3 protein-coding genes are annotated in these 21,772 nt (G+C 68.1%); all 3 read right to left on the minus strand.

What is annotated here, in order from left to right:
* Positions 1-2 precede the first annotated feature (2 nt).
* From Q8T13_11005 to Q8T13_11015, 3 genes are read right to left on the minus strand one after another with little or no spacing between them, the layout of a single operon-like run.
* A complete protein-coding gene (locus Q8T13_11005) occupies positions 3-3,140 on the minus strand; it encodes a beta-ketoacyl synthase N-terminal-like domain-containing protein (GenBank protein MDP3718282.1) in 3,138 nt (1,045 codons plus the stop codon).
* Between the two features lie 2 nt (positions 3,141-3,142).
* Complete coding sequence (locus Q8T13_11010) at positions 3,143-11,494, minus strand: amino acid adenylation domain-containing protein (protein MDP3718283.1); 8,352 nt, start codon at positions 11,492-11,494, stop codon at positions 3,143-3,145.
* Entirely contained in the window at positions 11,491-21,771 is a 10,281-nt protein-coding gene (locus Q8T13_11015) for an SDR family NAD(P)-dependent oxidoreductase (GenBank protein ID MDP3718284.1), read from the minus strand. The genes Q8T13_11010 and Q8T13_11015 overlap by 4 nt, the downstream gene beginning before the upstream one ends.
* Position 21,772: the final 1 nt, after the last annotated feature.

The raw sequence follows: 21,772 nt of genomic DNA on the forward strand, positions 1-21,772 counted from the left end.
GCTCACGGGCGGTTTCGTGGGGTGGGCGGGGTCTCGGCCAGTAACGCCTCGGCCTGCTCGTCGGTCATGCGGTCCAGGCGATCGAGCAACTGCGCGACGGCGCCGTGATCGTCGCCGTCAACAGCCTGGTCGAGCCAGGCGGCCGTGAGGCCGGCGATCGTCTGATTCTCGAACAAAGCGGTGAGCTCGAGATTGGCGCCGAGGTCTTGCCGCAGGCGCGCCAGGACTTGCGTGCCAAGCAGCGAGTGGCCACCCAGGTCGAAGAAGTTGTCGTGGATGCCGACTTGGCGGATGCCCAGGACCTCCTGCCAGATCTCGGCGACCGCCGATTCCTCGGCGTTGCGCGGGGCGGCGTATTCAGAGTCGAGGTTCGGACGATCGTGACGCTGCAGCGGGTCATGCGCCGAAGGCGCCATGTCGGGCTCGTGGGCGGCGATCGCAGCACCCGGCGATGAGGGCTCGGGCGAGAAGGCCGCGGCGTCAGGCTTGCGCGGCTCGATCCAGTAGCGTTGGCGCTGAAAGGGATACGTCGGCAGCGGCACCCGAAGGCGGCGCTCGTGCTCGTAGTACGCCGGCCAATCGATTGGCACACCGGACAGCCACAGTTCGGCCAGCGCCGCGAGCACGCTCTGTTGGGAGTCGCGCGCATCACTGGCGTGCGGAAGACTGGTAAGGCACCGAACCCGCGGTTCGGCGCCGATCTGCTTCGCCAACCCGGTCAAGGTGCCCCCCGGGCCGACCTCGAGCAGTGTCGCGGCATGGTCACGCAGCAGGCAGGCGAGTCCGTCGGCAAACCGGACGGTGTGCCGCAGTTGTCCAGCCCAGTACTCCGGCCGCACGGCGTCCTCCGCGCTCAGCCAGCCGCCGGTTCGATTCGAAATCACGGGCACGGTGGGAGTGCTCAGGCGGATTCGGCGTAGGGCGTCAACCAGGGGCGCCAGTACCGGCTCCATCATCGACGAATGAAAGGCATGCGACGTGTGGAGTCGATGGTGCGCCACGTGGCGTTCTGTCAGCAGCGCCTCGAACTGGGCGACCAGGTCGAGGGGACCCGAGACCACACACAGCGACGGTGCGTTCACGGCCGCAATTTCGAGCTCGGGCGCGAGTTGCGCCACCTCCGCTTCGGGCAACAGCACCGCGAGCATGGCGCCCTCGGGCATGCCCTGCATCAGCCGGCCACGCGTCGCGACCACCGTCAGCGCGTCCTTCAGCGTGAACACGCCTGCCAGGCAGGCGGCCACGTACTCGCCAATACTGTGCCCGATCATCGCCGACGGCTGGACGCCCCAGCGCATCCACAGTTTCGCGAGTGCGTACTCGATCACGAAGATCGCCGGCTGCGCGATGGCGGTCTGCCGCAGTTCGGCAGCGGCGGTCTCGGTGGCGCCGGCATCAGGGAACAACAGTCGACGCAGGTCAAGACCGATTGCCGGCTGCAGCTGTTCCGCACAGGTATCAACGTCCGCGCGGAAACTCGGTTCGTGGTCGTAGAGGTCGCGCGCCATCCCCGGGTGCTGACTGCCCTGTCCAGGAAACATGAACGCCACGCCGGCGCCGCCGGCGCTGCCCAAACGAACCCGACGGGGATCGGCAAGTGCGGCAATGGCGTCCTCCCGTGAGCTGACCGGCACCACGGCCCGGCGGTTGAACGCCCGCCGTCCCACCTGCAACGTGTAGGCGGCATCGGCCAGGTTCACATCGGGATGCGTGTCGAGATGACGCGCCAGGCCGGCGACCGCGTCCTGCAGCGCGGCCGGCGTCCTGGCCGACAGCATCAGCAACTGGTGGCGGCGTGAGCTCGAACCGACGGTGGGCTCCGGTGCCTCTTCAACAATGGCGTGCGCATTCGTGCCGCCGACGCCAAACGAACTGATCCCCGCGCGTCGCGGATGGCGGCTGTCGCGCGGCCAGTCGGTGAGCGCGCCGACAACGTAGAAGGGGCTGTCGTCGAGCTGCAGATCCGGGTTGGGCTTCTGAAAATGCAAGGTCGGTGCGAGTTGCCGGTGCTGCAACCCGAGCACCACCTTCAGCAGGCCGGCCAGTCCCGCCGCGGTATCGGCGTGACCGATATTCGATTTGACGGAGCCCAGCCCGCATCGGGCCTGGCGTGGCGTGACGGACCGAAGCGCCTGCGTCAGGGCGGCGACTTCAATCGGGTCACCGAGCGGCGTCGCGGTTCCGTGCGCTTCGACGTAGGAGATCGTGTCTGGCGCCACACCGGCCATGGCCAGTGCTTCGGCAATGACCGCGGCCTGGCCGGCCACGCTCGGCGCCGTGTAGCCCACCTTGTTGCGCCCATCGTTGTTCACCGCCGTGCCCTTGATCACGGCGCAGATGCGGTCGCCGGCGGCAATCGCCTCGTCCAGCCGCTTCAGCACGACCGCGGCGACGCCGCTGCCGTCGACCAGGCCGCTGGGGGTCGCGTCGAACGGGCGGCAATGGCCATCGGGTGAATAGGCCGCACCGGTTTCGTAGACATGCCCGGCCTTCTGCGGAAAGTGGACCGTCACGGCGCCGACCAACGCCGTGTCGCACTGATGGGCGAGCAGGCTCTGACACGCAAAATGCAGCGAGACGAGCGACGACGAACAGGCGGTGCTGACGTTGACGCTCGCGCCGGTCAGGTTCATCGCATAGGCGATGCGCGTCGCGACGAAGTCCTTGTCGTTGCAGATCGACAGGTGAAAGCCACCCACGCTGAACGCCAGCCCGGGGTGGGAACAGATGTTGAACGGCAAGTACGTGTTGAGGCCCGTGCTCGTGAATGCGGCGATGCGGCCCTGCTCACGTTCCGAGTCGTACCCGGCATCTTCGAGCGCCTGCCAGGCACACTCCATCAGCAGCCGATGCTGTGGATCCATCAACTCGGCTTCGCGCGGCGACAAACCGAAGAACGCGGCGTCGAACAGGTCCGCGCCCTCCAGAATGCCCTTGGCGGCCACGAAATCGGGGCGGCGGATCATCTCGGGCGGGAAGCCCGAATCAAGCAACTCCGCTTCGCTGAAGCGGCCGATCGACTCCACGCCGTCGCGCAGGTTGCGCCAGAACGTCTCCAGGTCAGCAGCGCCGGGAAACCGCCCGGCCATGCCGATGATTGCGATCTCGTCGCTCGCTTCGTGTGGGATGTGGGTGTTCATATTCAACTTGGTTGTGGAACCACGCGATTGCGCTGGCTCGCGCGCTTCCGGATCGAGGCCCGCTGCCGCGCCGCGCGCTGATCGACGTCGCTGCGCACCTCGGGCACCGCCGCTTCGTCACCGAGAAAGGCCGCCAGCGCGCGAATGGTTGGATACCTGAACAGATCGATGACCTGGCACTTGCCGTTGGCGATCGTGGCCATCTGCCGGTACGCCTCGACCGCCAGCAGCGAACTGCCGCCAAGATCGAAGAAGTTGTCTCGGGCGCCGACCTCGTTCAGGTTGAGCACCGTTCGCCAGATCCCGGCCAGGGCGCGTTCCATCTCGCCCTGCGGCGCCGCGAACTCGGCAGCTTGCTCCGGACGTTCGCGGTCCGGCGCCGGGAGCGCCCCGCGATCCACCTTGCCGTTCGCCGTCAACGGCATCGACGCCAGCCTCACGAAGGCCGACGGCACCATGTATTCGGGCAGTAGCTGCTTCAGCTCATCGCGCAGCGTGACGATCGACACGGTCTCGTTCGCGGCGGCGCACACATAGGCGACGATTCGGGGGTTGCCCGGCTCGTCTTCCCGCAGCATCACGGCGGCCTCGAGGACGCCGGGCCGCTGCGCAATCACCGCTTCAATTTCCGCGAGCTCGATGCGGAAGCCCCGCAACTTGACTTGCCCGTCGGCCCGGCCCAGGTACTCGAGCGTCCCGTCTGCCCGATAGCGCGCCCGGTCGCCAGTCCGATAGAGCCGATCGCCAGGCTGGCCGGCTCCACCACGTCCGGCGAATGGATCGGGAATGAACGAGGCCGCGGTCAGGTCGGGCCGCCCCAGGTAGCCGCGCGCGACGCCGCGGCCGCCAATGCAGAGCTCGCCCACCACGCCCGCGGGTACGAGCTCGAGATGATCGTCAAGGACGTGCAGCCGCGCGCCGCTGATGGGCCGGCCAATCGGCACCGACTCGCCCGGCGGGCCGCTGAACTCGTAGGTGCAGCAGCCGACCACCGCTTCGGTCGGGCCGTATTCATTGATGATGCGGAGCTGATCGTGCTGTGTCCAGGCCGCGAGCGCCGGCGGCGAGATGGCCTCGCCGCCGAGCACCAGGCGCCGCGTCGCCCCGGCGGCCGGTCCGTCGGCTAACAAGCGATTGAGCACTTCGAGATGCGCGGGGGTGATCTTGACAAACTGATAGTCGGCATCGCCGCCGAGCACCTCGGCCAGCGTTGCCAACTCGTCGCCTTCCGGCCACAGTTCCGCGAATCCGCCGGCCACGAGCGGTACGAACAAGCTCGTAATCGTGGCGTCGAAACCCACCGACCCAAGAACCGGCGCGCCGCCATCGGCGCTCGACAAATAGGACCGCGCCGCCCACTGCAGGTAATTCGTCAGGCCGCCATGCGGCACCACGACACCCTTCGGCCGGCCGGTCGATCCAGACGTGTAGATCACGTAGGCCGGGTGGTCGAGGCTGACGGTCACCGCCGGGGTCTCGATCGATTCGGCGTCCAGCGTGGCGCGGTCGCGGTCGAGACAGCACACTGCCGACGTGGGTGATCCCGCCAGCAGTTCCTGCTGCGTCAGCAGCATCGCAATCTGGGCATCATCCTGGATCTGCTGGCGGCGCGCGGCGGGATACTCCGGGTCGATCGGGACGTATGCGGCGCCGGCCTTCATGGTGCCAAGCAGTGCGACAAGTAAATCAGCCGAGCGCCGCAGATGGACGCCGACGCGCTGTTCCGGTCCGATGCCCGACCGTCGCAGGAAGTGCGCCAGCTGGTTCGCGCGCTCGTTCAGTTGCCGGTACGAAAGGCGTTCACCACCAGGACGTCGCTCGGAAACGGCCACGGCGTCGGGCCGCGTGGCTGCCTGCGCCTCGAACAGCTGATGGCAGCAGTGCTCGACCGATTGCGCAGGGCTGTCGTTCCAGATCGAGAGGTGCTGCAGCCGCGACGCTTCGTCCAGCAGCGGCAAGGCGTGGACGTCGGCATCGGGATCGGCCACCACGCTCTCGAGCAGGGTCCGATACTGCGCCAACAGGCGGTCGATCGTGGCGGCGTCGAACAGGTCGGTGTTGTAGTCGCACTCGAGCACGGCGCCGTGATCGAAGACGTTGGCCGTCAGCGTCAGGTCCATGCGCGCGAAGGAGACCTGTCGCTGGTACGGGGCCAGTGTCAGGCCGCCGTCAATCGCCCGATACGACGGCCGCTCGAGATTGAACACGGTCGAAACAAGCGGGGTACGGCTGATGTCGCGCTTGACGGCGAGCTTGTTCAGCAGCCGCGCGAACGGATAATCCTGGTGCTGAAAGGCATCGAGCAGCGTGCCGCGCAGGCGGCGCAGGTGGCCGGAGAATGACAACCGGCTGGACCCCGTGGCGGGAATAGTGCTGACGATCGGCAGCAGATGGGCGCAGTAGCCGACGACGGCTTCGCCTCGGTCGAGGCCGCGGCCGCTGCTCGGACAGCCCACCACCATGGCGTCCTGGCCGCTCACCCGGTGCAGCAGCACCTGGAACACTGCCAGCAGCAACATGAAGACCGTTGACCCCTGCGCGCCGGCACACCTGGCCGCGCGGCTGACGAGCGCCTCGTCAATTGCGAGGTGCCGCACGGCGCCGCGGAACGTCTTGACGGCCGGCCGCGGGCGATCGGTCGGCAGGTCGGCCGGCGGCGGCAGCGGCGTCATCTGCCCCACCCAAAAGGCCTCATGCGCCCGCATGGCGGCCGTCGATTCCTGTTCCTGGTGCCACCGGACGAAGTCGCGATACTGCGGCGGCGGTGCCAACGCCGGCGCGGTGCCGCGCCGCAATGCCGAATAGCTGTCGTTGAGCTCGTTGATCACATTCACCATCGACGCGCCGTCGGTGAGCAGGTGATGCGAACCGAGCACCAGGACGTGCCGGCGCCGAGCGGTCTTGATCACGGTCACCGTAAACACCGGGCCGTTCACCAGGTCGATCCGGGTCGCATTCGCCTGCTGCAGATGCGCCCGCACCTCGCGGTCAGGGTCACTGGCGGTCGAGAAGTCGAGTTCGCGGGGAGTCACCGGGGCCGGCGGATGAACGATCAGGCGGTCGGCATCGGGATCGACCGTGGTGCGCAGCGACTCGTGTCGAGCGACGACCATCGTGATGGCGCTGGCGAAAGCCTCGCGATCGATCTCGCCTTCGATCGCCAGCACCGCCGGATCGTTGTAGGCGTTCGCGCCATCGTCCGAGATCCGAGCCAGCAGCCACAGCTGCCGCTGCGCCTCACTCATCGGGAATGACCGCGGCCCGGCGACGCCGACCGGACCCAACCAGCGCTTTCGCAGGTCGTTCAGAGACGACAACCCGCGCAGCGCCAGCTCGGTCGGCACGCCGAAGTCGACGAAGCAGGCGACCTCGTCAGCACCCGCCGCGATCAGTTTCTCGACGATCGGCTGGCAGGTTTCGGGCGAACCGATCAGGGCGCTGTGCGCGACGTAGTTGTCGAACGCGGTCTGCACGATGAACTCGCGATCGGCGGCCGACAACGCGTCGAGATCGATCGCCAGGCCCTGGCTCTTGACGAGCTGCTTGAACAGGGTCATCGACGACAGCAGGTAGTCGCACAGCGGCCGGCGCGCCTCGCTGATCGCCTGCGCCGAATCATCGCGGACATAGGTATGCAGGAGCACGGTGACGTTGCCCGCCTCCGGATCGTGTCCGTGTGCGGCCAGCGTCTCGCGGTAGAGCGCCACGTTGGCCGCGAGTTCGTCCAACGTCTGCCCCATCAGGTTGGTCAGCACGCCCACGCCCAGCTCCCCGGCTTTCCGGTACGTCTCGGGGTTATTGACAATCGTCAGCCAGCACGGGAGCTCGGCCTGGCTCGGCAGTGGGTGCAATGTGGTGGCGATATCCTGGCCGGCGCCGTTGCGATACGAGACGGCTTCGCCCCGCCAGATCCGGCGCACGGTTTCCATGGTGTCGAACGTGATCTCGCGCTGCCGGCCGAAGTTCTGCGGCGCGAACACGAAGTCGTTCGGGTGCCAGCCGGATGCGAACGCGACGCCGACGCGGCCGCCGGCCAGGTTGTCGACCAGCGACCACTCCTCGGCGATGCGCATCGGATGATGCAGTGGCGCCACGACACTTCCCGCGCGAAGGTGCACGCGCCTGGTTTCCCGGGCCAGGGCGGCAGCGAGCACCGAGGGGTTGGGCGACAGGCCGCCGAACTCGTGGAAGTGCCGCTCTGGAATCCAGATCGCCGCGAAGCCTTCGGCATCGGCGAAGCGCGCGCCTTCAATCAGCAGGTCGTACTTGTCGGGCGAGTAGGCCGGCTCGTAGCTGCCGAAGTACGACAGGCTGAAGCTGAGCGTTTGCTCGCGCTTGCGCGCCGACGCCGCACCGCGAGCCGGCGAGCCGGTCTTTTCGCGTTGACCGAGCTTCGACTTGCCGCGGTCCCAGAACCCGGTCGCAAGGGCCTTCCCGGACGGATCCGAGGTGCCAGGTGAGGGGGAAAGGGCGGCGTCACCGGCGTTCCCGGCGGCCGGCAGGAAGCCCGCCGCCCGCAGGTCCGCGATGCTGTCCTTGACGGCGCGGATCACCCGATCGAGTTGCTCATCGGTGTGCGCGGTCGACAGGAAGCAGTTGCGCCATTCCCAGATGTAGACGCCCTTCTCGAGCATGTAATAGAAGAACAACTCGAGGTTGCCGGAGAACTCGAAGCGGAAGATCGAAGCGAAGTGCGAGACGCGAATCGGTACGCCCGCGTCGACAAAGAAAGCGTTGAGCGTCTCGGCAAAGGCGGTGGTGCGCTGGCTCAGCCGGGCCTGCAGTGCCGGCCCTTCGGCCTTGAGGTGGCGAAGAACGGCAAGCGCCGCCGCCATCGCCAGCGGATGCTGGCAGAAGGTGCCGCCAAAGTAGGTCCGCGCCGCGCCCGGGTACGAGTGGTCGCCGTAACGCCAGGTACCGCCGTCAATTCCGTCGAGGAACCTGGGGATGCCGGCCACCGCGCCGATCGGCATGCCGCCGCCGATGATCTTGCCGTAAGTCGCGATGTCGGCCTCAATGCCGAACAGGCCCTGGCAGCCGGCCGGATGGGCCCGGAAGCCGGTGATCATCTCGTCGAAGATCAAGGCCGTGCCCGACGCCGCGGTGATCGCCCGCAACTCGCGGAGGAACTCGACTGGTTGAAAGTCCGGCCGGCGACTCTGCACCGGCTCGACCAGGACCGCCGCCAGTTCGTGGGCCCGGCTGCGAATGATTGCCAGCGACTCCGGCGTGCCGTACTCGAGGACGATCACGTCGCGCGCGACGTTGGCGGGAATGCCGGGCGCCACCGGCTCTGATGCCAGCGGCGTGTCGCCGACCGCCCGCTGCGCCAGCGTGCCATCGGAGTGGCCGTGATACGCGCCTTCAAAGATGACCACGGTCGACCGGCCCGTGGCGGCCCGCGCCAGACGCAACGCGGTCATCACCGCTTCGGTGCCGGAGTTGGTGAACACGACGCGCGCCTTCCCTGTCACCTCGCAGAACAGGCGCGTGAGTTCATCCATCAGGTCAGAGCGCATGCCCAGCTGAATGCCACGCTGAAGTTCAGCGGCAATCGCCTGCACCACGAAATCGGGACGACTCCCGAACAACAACGACCCAAACCCCATCGTCAGGTCGATGTAGTGATTGCCATCGACGTCCTCGAGCGAGGAACCGAGCGCCGCCGCGCCGGTAATCGGGTAGAGGATCTCCTTGGTCGAAAAACGAAACCCGACAGTCGCGCGGCTGTCTGCCAGGCGATCGCGACACGCCTCGGCCAGCGCCTTCGATCGCTGCGTCCGCGCGGTGAACCGCTGGATGAACTCGTCCAGGCTGCGCTGTTGCCGCTCGGTCAATCCGCTCGGCTTGGCGGTGACCGGATGCTTGAGATCGTTGAGCGGAGATGACCGCGCCGGTGACACAGGCAACGGACTCGCCGACGGCGGGGTCGACGCCGCCGGCGAAGGCAGACTCATCGCCAGCGTCGGGTGAGCCGGCACCTGGGCACGCGCCAGCAGTTCCAGTTGGCGCGCCATCAGCTCCATCTGCGCCTGGACGACGCGCATGACCTCCCCACTCGACGCGTCGGTCAACGTCGGCATGGCGGGCAGGACCGCCGCGGCAGGGGCCGCGATGGCGACGGCCACCGGGGCCACGGGCGCCGGGGACGGCGCCGGCAGCGGCACCCGCTCGGCGACGTAATCGGCCAACGCTGCCACGGAGCTAATCTCCTCGAAGAACTGGCGAATCTCGACCTTGACCCCAAAACGCTCGTCGATGCGACGGGCGGCAAACACCAGGACCAACGAGTCGGCGCCCATTTCGAGAAACGGCACGTCGCGCGGCACGTCGGCGGGCTGTTCACGCAAAACTTCAGCGACCAGCGCAATCAGATCGGTCCGCACCGCGTCGCGATGGCGTTGCAGCGCGTCGGCAGGTGCGGCGATCGGTGGGGTCGGCGTCAGCGGCATGATCTCTTCTCTTTCCGCGATCCAAAAGCGTTTGCGTTGAAACGGATAAGTCGGCAGGTGCACCCGGGCGTGTGGGATCGAGCCGTCGAGAGCGCTCCAGTCGACGTCGACACCATGGACGTACGCGTCGGCCAGGCTTTGCAGCCACGCCGACCACTCGGCCGGGGTGGCGTCGGGCGAGAGCGCGGCCGGGCCCGGCCACGGTGGCTGATGGCCGCGCGCCGGTTCGCCGCCCAGAAACAGCCCAGGAGCCGGCTCGCCACCGTGAATACCGGCGAGTCCGGCGCGGAACTGGTCGACCGACGAGGCACAGATCGCCGCCCGATGCTTGAAATGGCTGCGTCCGCGATTCGCGCTACTGCAGATCGCACCCAGTTCATCGTCGTGCCGGCCGGCCAGGAATGCGTCGTAGGCGGCAGCCAGCTCGGCCAGCGCGATCGGCGATTTGGCCGAGAGGGCCAACACGTGGAGCGGCCGGTCGCGCTCCGGCCGCACCATGACGATGGCCGGCGCATCTTCAAGGACCAGGTGTGCATTCGAGCCACTGACGCCGAACGCACTGAGCGCCGCCAGCCGGCGCCGGTCGCCGCCCGGCCACGCCACCGATTCCGAGACCGGCGTGAGATTCAGTCCGTCCCAATCGATTTTGGGATTGGGCTGGTGCACGTGCAGCGTCTGTGGAATCCGGCCGTGACCCATCGCCAGCACCAGCTTGATGAGTCCGATCACGCCGGCCGCCGACTCCAGGTGGCCGATGTTCGATTTGACCGAACCGATCAAGAGCGGCCGATCGCGCCCGCCGGCGCGGCCCAAAACGGCCCCGAGCGCGCCGGCCTCGATCGGATCGCCGAGCGCCGTGCCGGTGCCGTGCGACTCGACGTAGTCGATCGCCGCGGGTGCCACGCCGGCCGCGTCCAGGGTCCGCCGGATCAACGCCTGCTGAGCGACACCGTTCGGCACGGTGAAACCGCTGCTGGCACCATCCTGATTGACGGCGGTCCCGCGGATCAGGGCGAGAATGCGATCGCCGTCCCTCGCGGCATCAGAAAGCCGCTTGAGCACGACCATCCCGCAGCCTTCGCCGCGCACGTAGCCGTCGGCCGAGGCGTCGAAGGTCTTGCAACGGCCGTCCGCGGCGACCATTTGAGCGGCGGCCAGGGTGACATGCGGCCAGGTCGCGAGCATCAGGTTCACGCCGCCGGCCAGCGCCGTGTCACATTCACGATTTCTGAGCGCCGAACACGCGAGATGAATGGCGGTCAGGGACGACGAACAGGCCGTGTCGACGGCCATGCACGGTCCCTGCAGGCCAAGCACGTATGAGAGCCGCCCGGCACACGCATTCAGCGCCGCGCCTGAACTGAAATACGGATCGTTGGGCAGGCGGTTCTGCTCCAGCTGCAGGCAGGCGTAGTCGGCGGACGTGACGCCGACGAAGACACCGGTCGGGGTGGCTTTGAGCGACGACGGCGCGATGCCCGCATGCTCGAGCGCGTGCCACGCAACCTCGAGCAGCACGCGCTGCTGCGGATCGATGGACGCGGCTTCACGCGATGAGATGCCGAAGAACGACGCGTCGAACAGGTCGACATGCTCGATGAAGCCGCCGAAGCGGCTGTAGACCTTGCCGGGGGTGCCGGGTCGCGGGTCGTAAAGCGCGTCCACATCCCACCGGCTGCGCGGCACTTCGGTGATGGCATCGCGGCCCTGCGACAGCAGTTCCCAAAACGCCACGGGACCGTCGGCGCCAGGCACGCGACAGCCGAGGCCGACGATCGCAATCGGCTCGGACCGGTCGGCGTGCGCCGCGTCCAGTTCCTTGCGCAGCGTCCGGATGGTAAGCAACGCCTTCTGCAGCGGCGTCAACTCACCGGCGTTGGGGTTCGCGGGTTTGTCGGTCATTCCAGCTTGAGCGCCTTCATCTCGTCTTCGATCAGTGCGGCAATGGCCTCGTCTGACAAGCCGTGAATCGCGGCCTCCTCGGCTGCCGCATCCGGCACGGCGCGGCCGGCGCGTGACGGCGGGCCGGCAGCCTGCCCTGCGTGCTCCGGAAACAACTCGGCGAGCAGGTGCCCGACGAGCGCCACGACGGTCGGGTAGTCAAAACACAGCGACGCCGGGAAGTCGCGCCCGACCATCTGGCGAATGCGGTCCTTGATCTGGACGGCCATCAGTGAATCAACGCCCATGTCGAAGAAGCCAAGTTCGCGATCGATCGCGTGGTCGCCGGCAAGGCGTAACACGTCGGCAATCAGCGTCTCCACGGGACGGGCCAGCCGCTCGAAGCGCTCGCCCGGCGCAGTGGCGGCCAGGTCAGCGACCAGGGCCACCGCTGCGCCGCTGTCGGCACTCGCGGCTGGCGCACCCACATGGTCGAACAGCGGCTGACGGCCGTGCACCTGGTAGAGGTCCTTCAGGCGTGTCCAATCGACATCAACCACCGCAATGCGGCTCTCACGGGAGGCCATCAGGCGGCCGAGCATCTGCAACGCCAGCTCAGGCTCGAGCAGCCGCAGGCCAGCGTCGGCGACCGGTGCGCCCGCGCCGAGCGCCATGCCCGGTCCACTCCACGGTCCCCAGTTGATGGCGAGCCCCGCCAGGCCGTGCCCGTGTCGATACTCGGCCAGGCCATCAAGAAAAGCGTTGGCCGCCGCGTAGTGAGCCTGGTCGGCGCTGCCCCATACCGACGCAATCGACGAACAGCAGATGAAGAAGTCGAGCGCCACGTCCCTGGTCAACCGATGCAGGTTCAGCGCGCCCGCGATCTTGGGTGCCAGCGTCGCCCGCAGGTGGACGGGTTCGAGTGCCGTGGTGGCACGCCGATCGTTCACGCCGGCGGCGTGGACGATGCCCTTGAGGGTGAACGAACTGGCGGCAATCGTCGCCAGCGCCGCCGTCACGGCCGTTTCGTCCGAGACGTCGCCCTGGATGACCAGCACCCGGCTGCCCTTTTCCTCCAGGCGGCGCACCGCCTGGAGCGCAGGCGCCGACGCCGGGTTACGACCCATCAACACCAGGCAGCCAGCGCGATGGTCGGCCAGGTGGCGCGCCATCTCGAGACCGATGGCCCCGAGGCCCCCGGTGATCAGGTACGCGCCGTCACGGGCGAACGGCGGCATCGGCGTGTCACCCGGACGATACGCTTCGAGCCGGCTCACATAGCGCCGGCCATCGCGCACCGCCACGCAGTCTTCGCGGCGCCCATCGAGAAGCGAGTCCCTCAGCAGGTTCGCATCGCCGTCGTGTTCGACGTCATCAAAATCGAACAACCCACCGGCCAGTTCGGGATGGTCGAGGAACAAACAACGGGCCATGCCAAGAAGCGTGGTCGCAAACGGCGCGGTCAGCGGTGCCGCGCCGGCCGAGGTGGCGCCACGCGTCGTGACCCACAACCGCGGCGGCGCCGCCAGCGAGGCGAGGCTTCGCGCCAGCGCGGCGAGCCGCGACAATCCGCAGTCGCCAATGTCGGCCGCGGCGGTGTTCAGATCGGCCGTCGGCTGCCAGGCGTAGACGACACCTTCCAGCGCGCCGGTTTCCGCGAGTAGCCGGCCGTAGCTCTCCGGCGTCGCAGCGTCGATCCGCCAGTGCCCGTCACTGTCGCGAGCGAACTCGCGTCCCGGCGACACAAACAGGGCGCGGCGGCCGGCCGACTCCAGCGCACGAGCCAACGCCGGCCATGGGCGGTCCGCACAGATCAGCCACTGCCCTGCGCCGGCGGTGATCGCCGGGCGATCGAGTGGGCGCTCGTGCCACACCGTGCGATAGCACAGCTCCGCGGCGTCGTACCAATGACGATGACGCTGGAACGGATACGTCGGCAGTGCGAGGTGGCGCACGAATTGGCCGCGGTAGTACGCGGCCCAGTCGACCGCAACACCCCGCACGAACTGCCGGCCCAGGTGTTCAATTTCGGAGTCTCGCCTGCCTGGTTCGGCCGTGGCCGGGCCGTTGGCTTGAGGGGCCCCGGTCTTGGCGCGACCGGACACGCTCGGCGCCCGGCATGGCTGGCCCGCGGCGAACGACTGGAGCGCGACTCGCATTTCGTCGGAAGAATCGGCAATCACGCACACGCGATGATCGAATCGCTCTTTGTAAATCGCCGCGGATCCGCAGACGTCACCAAGCGACGCTTCGGGCTGATCAGCGAGAAACGCCGCGTAGCGTCCGGCCAGATCGCGCAGGGCGGGCTCGCTGCGCGCCGACAACGCCAGGCCGTATCGGCTGCGCGCCACCGCGGGCCCTGGGGACTCGAGCCGAGCCGGCACCGGCGGCGGCTCTTCCACGATTACGTGCGCGTTAGTGCCGCTGAAGCTGAAGGAGCTGATGCCAGCGAGGCGACGTTGCGGTGCATGCCAGGGCATGCGTTGCGCGGCCACCCTGATCGGCAGCTGGGCCCAGTCGACGAGGGGATTCGGGGTGTCGCAGTGGACGCTCGGCACGAGCTCGCGGTGTTGCAGGCAGAGAATCGTCTTGATCAGGCTCGCCACGCCCGCAGCCGATTCTAGGTGACCGACGTTGCTCTTGACCGATCCAATCCAGAGCGGCTGGTCGCTGGCTCGTTCACCGAACACGGCGTTCAACGCGTGGACTTCGATGGGATCACCGAGCGAGGTGCCGGTGCCATGCGTCTCAACGTAGCTGACCTCGGCTGGCGCGACACCGGCCATCGCCAACGCGCGGTGAATGACGGCCGACTGCGCGGGACCGTTCGGCACGGTCAACCCGCCCGACTGGCCGTCCTGGTTCACAGCCGATCCGCGAATGACGGCCAGGATCGGATCACCCGCGGCCATCGCGCTCGACAGTCGCTTCAGCACCACCACGCCGCAGCCCTCGGAGCGAACGTAGCCGTCGGCCCTGGCGTCGAAGGCCTTGCATCGGCCGTCGGGCGCCAGCATGTGCGCCTTGGCGAAGTTGACGGACATCTCGGGCAGCAACAGGTGATTCACGCCGCCGGCGAGCGCCATGTCGCTTTCGCCGGTGCGCAGGCTCTGGCAGGCCGAGTGCACGGCGACCAGCGCCGAGGAGCACGCGGTGTCCATCGACACACACGGGCCCCGGAAGCCGAAGAAGTACGAGAGCCGACCCGACGCGGCGCTGTGCGCGTTGCCGGTGCCCAGGTAGGCATCGATCCGTCGCGGATCGCCGCCGGCCACGAGGCGGTAATAGTCGTTGCCGGTTATCCCGACGAACACGCCGGTGTTGGTGCCGGCATGTTCGCTCGGCACCAGGCCGGCGTTCTCCATCGCCTCCCAGCTGACCTCGAGCAACATGCGGTGCTGCGGGTCGACGCTCCTGGCCTCGCGTGGCGCGATCTCGAAGAAGGCGGGGTCGAAGTACTCGCAACCCGGAACGAAGCCTCCGTGCCGGGAATTGGTCTTGCCCGGCATGTCCGGATCGGGGTCGTACCACTCATCGACATCCCACCGGTCGGCCGGCACTTCGCTGATCGCGTCGCGGCCTTCGCGCAACAGGGCGAGGAACGCCGCTGGAGTGTCGGCGCCGCCGGGAAAGCGGCACGCCATGCCAATCACGGCGATCGGTTCGGCCGCAGCGGCCGCACCAGTGATCGGCGCAGCGGGCAGACGGGTGGCCGTCCCGTGATCGGTGGTGCGCTCGATCGCACGCGCGGCGACTCCGGCTGCACCCGGTCGGTGAGCGGCGATCCGATCGTGAAGGGGCTTCGCCAGGAACCCGGCCATCGCCGGTACGCTCGGGTAGTCGAAGGCGACCGTCACGGGCAAGGCATGCTCGAGACCTTGCTGTAACCGGCTGCGAAGTTCGATCGCCGTCAACGAATCCATGCCCATCTGGAAGAAGTGCCGGCCGGTCGAGACGTCATCCGCGGAGGCGAGGCCGAGGACCGCGGCGACTTGCGAGGCCACGTACTGCAGCAACCACGTATGGACATCGTCGAGGGACCGTCCGCCGATCGTCTCCAGCAGAGCCGGCAGGGCCTGGCCTCGCGCGCCCTCGGCGAACGCGGCAAACATCGGCGACGGCGACACCTGTGCGGCGAAGAACCGTGGCCAGTCGACGCGCACGACACCAAGTTGTGCGTGCTGACTGTCGCACGCGCGATCGAGCGCCGCGGCGCCTTGCGCCGGTGTCAGGGAGCCGATGCCTCGATTCCGCAGTGCGCGATCCGCACCGGTCCGCGCGGCATGGCCGATGGCCTGCCAGCCGCCCCAGTTGATGCTCACCGCCGGCAAGCGCTCGGCGCGCCGCGCCGCCGCGAGGGCATCGAGAAAGGCATTCGCGCTGACGTAATTCGCCTGGCCGGCCGAACCGAACAGCGACGCCGCCGATGAGTACAGCACGAACAGATCGAGCGGCAGCTCTCGCGAGTGTTGGTGGAGCGCCCACGCACCGGCGACTTTGGGGCTCAGCACCGCCGCCAACCGCGCCCCCGTCAACTCGCGAAGCGTGCCGTCGTCGAAGACACCGGCGGCGTGGATGATCCCGCGAAGCGGTGGCAGCGACGCCTCGAACAGCGCGAACAGCGCACCAACCTGCAGAGGGTCGGACACGTCGGCCAGGTGGATGGCTACGCGCGCTCCCGCCTGTCTCAGGCGCTCGATCCGCTCCTCGGCCTCACGCCGGGCGCGACTGCGCCCGACCAGCGTCACATGCTGCGCGCCCCGGCTCACCAGCCACTCAGCCGCATGCAGGCCAAGGTCGCCCAGGCCGCCCGAGATCAAATAGGTCGCGTCCGGCCGGCACGTGAACGTGCTTCCGCCGGTGGCGTCGCTCCGGACAATTCGAGCGGTGTGACGATCCTCGCCGCGATAGGCGACCTGGTCGTCGGTCGAGTAATGGAGGTCGTCGCGCACGCAGCTGGCGTCGTCGGAGCGTGGCGTCGGGGGCAGATCGATGCACAGGCAATGAAGCTCCGGATGCTCCAGCGCAATGCTCTTGCCCATCCCCCACAGTGGCGACGCGACCAGCCCGGGCAGCGCTTCGCCGGTCACCGACACGGCACCTCTCGTCACGATCGCAAGCCGCGGCGCCACCGCTTGCGTGGCGAGCGCCTGCGTCAGGTAGAGCGTGGATTCGCAGAGCCGCTGGGCCGCCTCGGGCAGGGTCCGGTCGGCCGTCAATGTCACATTCGCCGGCCATAGGTACACGCAGTGGCTGATGCTGCCGGCATCCGGGCCGATGAGCAGGCGGTCGTAATCGGCGCGCCCCGTCGGGTCGATCGTCACCGTCTGGTCATCGACGCGCGAGAACCCGCTCCCCGGTATGACCAGCGTCCACGTCGCACCGGAGAGCGACAACAGCTGCGCGACCTCGACGCCCAGGCCCTGCTGGTCATCGAAGATCAGCCAATGCTCGAGACGGGCCGGGGGTGCAGCCGGGGTGTCAGCGGCGCTGGCAATAATCAGTGCCTGATGCGCGGGTGCACACTCAAAGGTCTGCGGATCGGCGAATCCGGAAGCGGCCAGCACTGCGCTCCACCGTGACGGTGCGATTACCGGGTGATTCGGGCGGACCTCGATATCGCTGAAGCTCCACCACGGCGCCGTCATGCCGTAAACCAGGTCGACCCACGGCTGCGGCGCGGTTCCTTCGACGATCAGGAACAAACCGCCCGGCGCCAGCAGGCGCCTCAGGTTCGTCACGCTTCGCCCGAGGTCCCGCGTGGCGTGCAGGATGTTGGGGGCAATGACGATGTCGTAGGCACCGGCGGCGAAACCCTGTTCGGCGGGATCCCGCTCGAGATCGAGCCGATGAAAGGTGACGAACGGGAAGTCCGCAAGTTTCGCCCGCGTGCGTTCGGTCGCCGCCTCGGCGATGGCCGTGAACGCTCCGCCTGAGACGTCGGCCAGGTGATATTCGACCCTCGCTCCGTCGAGCCGCGGCGCCAAGGCCAGGACCGTGCCGTCCATGCCGGCACCGACCTCCAGAATCCGAACGCCGCGCCGGCCGGGAACCTGCCGCGCCACCATATCGAGAGCCGCGGTCATCACGCGATTGAGGGCTTGTGACGCTCGCGCCTCGCCGAAGAATGCCGCGGCGGTCACCGTCTCGTTCGGCGGAAACAGCAACTCGGTGAGCGGATCGCGGCTGCCCGCGAGCACTTCGGCCAGGGCCGACCCGCAGCGGTCGACCAGCGTCAACTCGGTGAGGATCTCCGGATACCGCTCGCGCAGCGCCTGGTTGGCTTCGCTGGGATTGGCGGCGTCGGGCGTGCGCGCGACGAGCCACTGATCGCGATCGCCGTCGCGCTGAAGTACGCCCGCTTCTTCAAGGATCGCAACCAGCCGCTGCAGGAACACCTGGTGGCGGGTGACGACGTGAATGGTCGCCGGGGAGAATTGTTCGCCGGCCTGCAGCGCACAGCCCAACTGGCGAAACGCCGACGCAATGTAGTGGACGGTAAGTGCGTTGACCGCTGCGAGGCCCTCTCCACAGCGCTCGAGATCGAGCGCGTCCGCGGCATTGTTCAGTTCGCCCTGCAACGTGTCTGTCAGATCGGCCGGGGCCGGCAGATACGAGGCGCCAGACGCCGGGTGAATCAGCCCGCGTCGCACCCAGGACGGCCGATAGAGACACTGTTCCAGGCCCGCGCCAGCCGACGACACATCCGGGCTCGACGCCTGGCGCGCCTCGAGGCCCTCGACGACCGCGATGACTTGACCACTGTCATCAATGAGGCGCAGATCCGCGGACAGTTGGTTCGCATCGGAGGGCTGCAGGATCGCATGGCACCAGAATGACGCCGGTGGCGGCCGCAGCACGCGCAGTCGCCTCACGCCCACCGGTAGCCAGGTCGTGCCGGCCCCATGCGCGGCGGGCAGCAGCGACATCAACGCCTGGAAGCACGAGTCGAGCGTACAGGTGTCGAGCACGTCGGCGCGGACCATCAGCGACGCCCGCTCCGACCGCTGGATGCGCGCCAGCGCTTCGCCGTCCCGAGTCAGGAGTTGCGTGATGAGCTGAAACCCGGTGCCGTAGTCGAAGCCAAGGGCGCGGCATCGCGCGTAGAACTCTGGCACCGGCGTTTCGGCCGCGAAGCGCGCGCGCAGGCTGTCGACTGCCACGGCCGGCGGCGGATCCGGCGTACGATTCGGCGTGATTCGCACGCTGGCGTACGTTGACCAGTCGCCGCCAGGCTCCTGATCGTCCCGGCCATGGAACTCATGGCGATCATCACCGGCGCCGGCAGCCGCGACGAGCCGGACCTGCGTGGTGCAGTCGGCGGCGATCGGCATCGCGCGATGAATGCGAAACTCTTCCAGAAGAGAAGGCGCAGCCGGCGACTGGTGCGCCGCCGCGAGTGCCATCTCGATCAGCGCCGCGGCCGGAACGACGACCTCGCCGAACACGCGATGGCCGGCAACGAAGTCATCCGAGCGAAACTGCCGGTGACCGGCGGCCACACCGGTGGCGCGCGGGTCTTCGACCAGCGCGCCCGCCTCGCCCGCCCGTGACCGCGCGGGCGTAAACCAGTGGCGCCTGCGCTCGAATGGATAGGTGGGCAGCGCGAGGCGCCGCGACTGGCGACCGCGGTAGTAGGCGGCCCAGTTGACCGGCACCCCGTGCGCGTACAGTTCTCCGAGGGTCTCGAGCGCCTGGGCGTGATCGTCGCGATTGCGACGCATGCTTGGCAGACACCATCGCGGCCGATCGCCGCGGTCCTGCTCGGCGAGCCCGCACAGCACCGGCTGCGGCCCGACCTCGACGAGAAGTCCGCAGTTCAAGGCCGCCAGCTCGCGGAGGGCGTCGTGGAACAGCACCGGCTGGCGGATGTGCCGCACCCAGTACTCCGCCGTGGACACCTCGCCCGAGGCCAGCCGCCCCGTCAACGCCGAGACGAAGTCGAGGTGCGGTTCGTGAAAGGCTATCGCCGCGGCGCTGCGCCTGAAGTCGTCGAGGATCGGGTCGGTCAGCGGCGAGTGAAACGCGTGCGAGACATTGAGTGCCCTGGTCTGCACCCCCTGCGCACGGAACGAGTCCGTGACCCTCGCCAGCACGTCGAGCGTGCCCGAGATCACGACATGGTCGGCGCCGTTGACCGCGGCAATTGCGACCTCTTTGGAAAGACCCGCGATCGCCCGGGACACCGTGGCCTGGTTGGCAAAGACCGAGACCATGCCGCCGCCGGCCGGCAGTTGGGAGAGCAATCGCGCCCGCTGTGCGATTAGCCTCAAGCCATCTTCGGCGCTGAACACGCCGGCGACCGCCGCGGCGACATATTCGCCGACGCTGTGCCCGGCGACGGCATCGGGTTCGATGCCCCACGATCGCCAGAGCTCCGACAGCGCGTACTCGACCACGAACAGCGCCGGTTGCGTGAACGCGGTGTCGTCCAACGCGCTTGGCCCGAGCCGCGAGGAATCGGCGGGCGGATAGAGCACCTCGAGCAGTCGCACGCCATACTCGTGGTCGAGCACGCCGGCCAGCCGCTGAACGGTGTCCCGAAATACAGGTTCCGATTCATACAGCCCACGACCCATGTTCGGGTATTGCGAACCCTGCCCGGTAAACATGAAGCCGATCGCTGATCGCTCGCCTTCGACCACTTTCGTTTCAGCACTCGTGGCAAATTCCGCGAGCGACGCACGGATCGCCTCTGTCGACTGACCGACGAACAGCCGACGGCACTCGAGATGGGTGCGCGAGAGCGCCGCGGTAGCGCAGGCGTCAGGCAAGTCGGCCTCGGTGAGGCCGGCGAATCGGTCGGCGTACCGCCCGGCCAGGTCGCGCAACGCCGCGTCGGTGCGGGCCGACAGCGCCAGACCGTGCATCGATCGCGGCGGCTCCAGCTCGCGACGCCCGGTCGCCGCGACGTGGGGGGCGGACTCTTCGAGCACGACATGTGCATTGGTGCCGCTGAAGCTGAACGAGCTGACACCGGCCACGCGGGTGGCCTGGTCCGGGTTCCAGGGAATGCGCGTGCCGACTACTTGAATCGGCAACGTGGGCCACGAGATGTGCGGACTCGGCGTCTCGAAGTGAAGGCTTCGCGGCAGTTCTTTGTGCTGCAGGCACAGCACGGCCTTGATCAGGCTCGCGATTCCGGCGGCCGATTCGAGGTGGCCGATATTGCTCTTGACCGAACCGATCCAGAGTGGATGGTCGTGCGGGCGTTCGCCGAACACGGCGCCGAGGGCGTCGGCCTCGATCGGGTCGCCGAGCGCCGTGCCAGTGCCATGGGCCTCGACGTAGCTCACGGCAGACGGCGGCAGGCCGGCACTCTTCAGCGCGTCGCGAATCACCATCTGCTGGGCCGGCCCATTGGGAACCGTCAGGCCGCTGGACCGGCCGTCCTGGTTCACGGCAGACCCGCGGATCACCGCCAGAATCGGGTCGCCAGCCGCCAACGCCGCCGACAGTCGCTTGAGCACGACGATCCCGCCGCCTTCCGCACGCACGTAGCCGTTGGCGCGGGCGTCGAAGCTCTTGCAACGGCCGTCGGGGGCCAGCATCTGCGCGCGAGAGAAGTTGATCGACATGTCCGGCATCAGCAGGTGATTGACGCCGCCCGCCAGCGCGAGGTCACTTTCGCCCGAGCGCAAGCTGTGACATGCCTGGTGGACCGCCACCAGGGATGAGGAACATGCGGTGTCGAGCGACACGCACGGCCCCTTGAAGCCGAAGAAGTACGACAGCCGCCCCGACGCGGAACTGTGAGCGTTGCCGGTGCCCAGGTACGCGTCGATGCGCCGGGCATCGTCCTGGCTGATGAAGCGGAGGTAGTCAGACCCGGAAATGCCGATGAACACGCCGGTCCGGCTGTCGAACTGGCCGAGCGGTGCCAGTCCCGCGCGCTCCATGGCCTGCCAGCTCAGCTCGAGCAGCATTCGCTGCTGTGGATCGAGACTCTCGGCTTCCCGCGGCGAGATGTCGAATAACGCCGCGTCGAAGTTCTCGCAACCAGGCACGAAGCCCCCGAAGCGGCTGCGGATCTTGCCGGGCGCGCCGGCTTCGGGATCGTAATACGCGTCAACATCCCAGCGATCCGGCGGCACCGTCGAGATCGCGTCGCGCCCCTCGCGCAGCACTTCGTAGAACGACTCCGGATCCGACGCGCCGCCGGGAAAGCGGCAGGCCATGCCGATCACGGCGATCGGCTCGCGTCGTTCGCGTTCGAGCGCCTGGATCTTCTCGTCGGCGCGCTCGAGAAGCACCAACGCGTCGTACAGCGCCTGGTGGTCGTTCTGCGAATCACTCATG

The organism is Acidobacteriota bacterium (assembly GCA_030697165.1).
Taxonomy (GTDB): domain Bacteria; phylum Acidobacteriota; class Vicinamibacteria; order Vicinamibacterales; family UBA2999; genus 12-FULL-67-14b.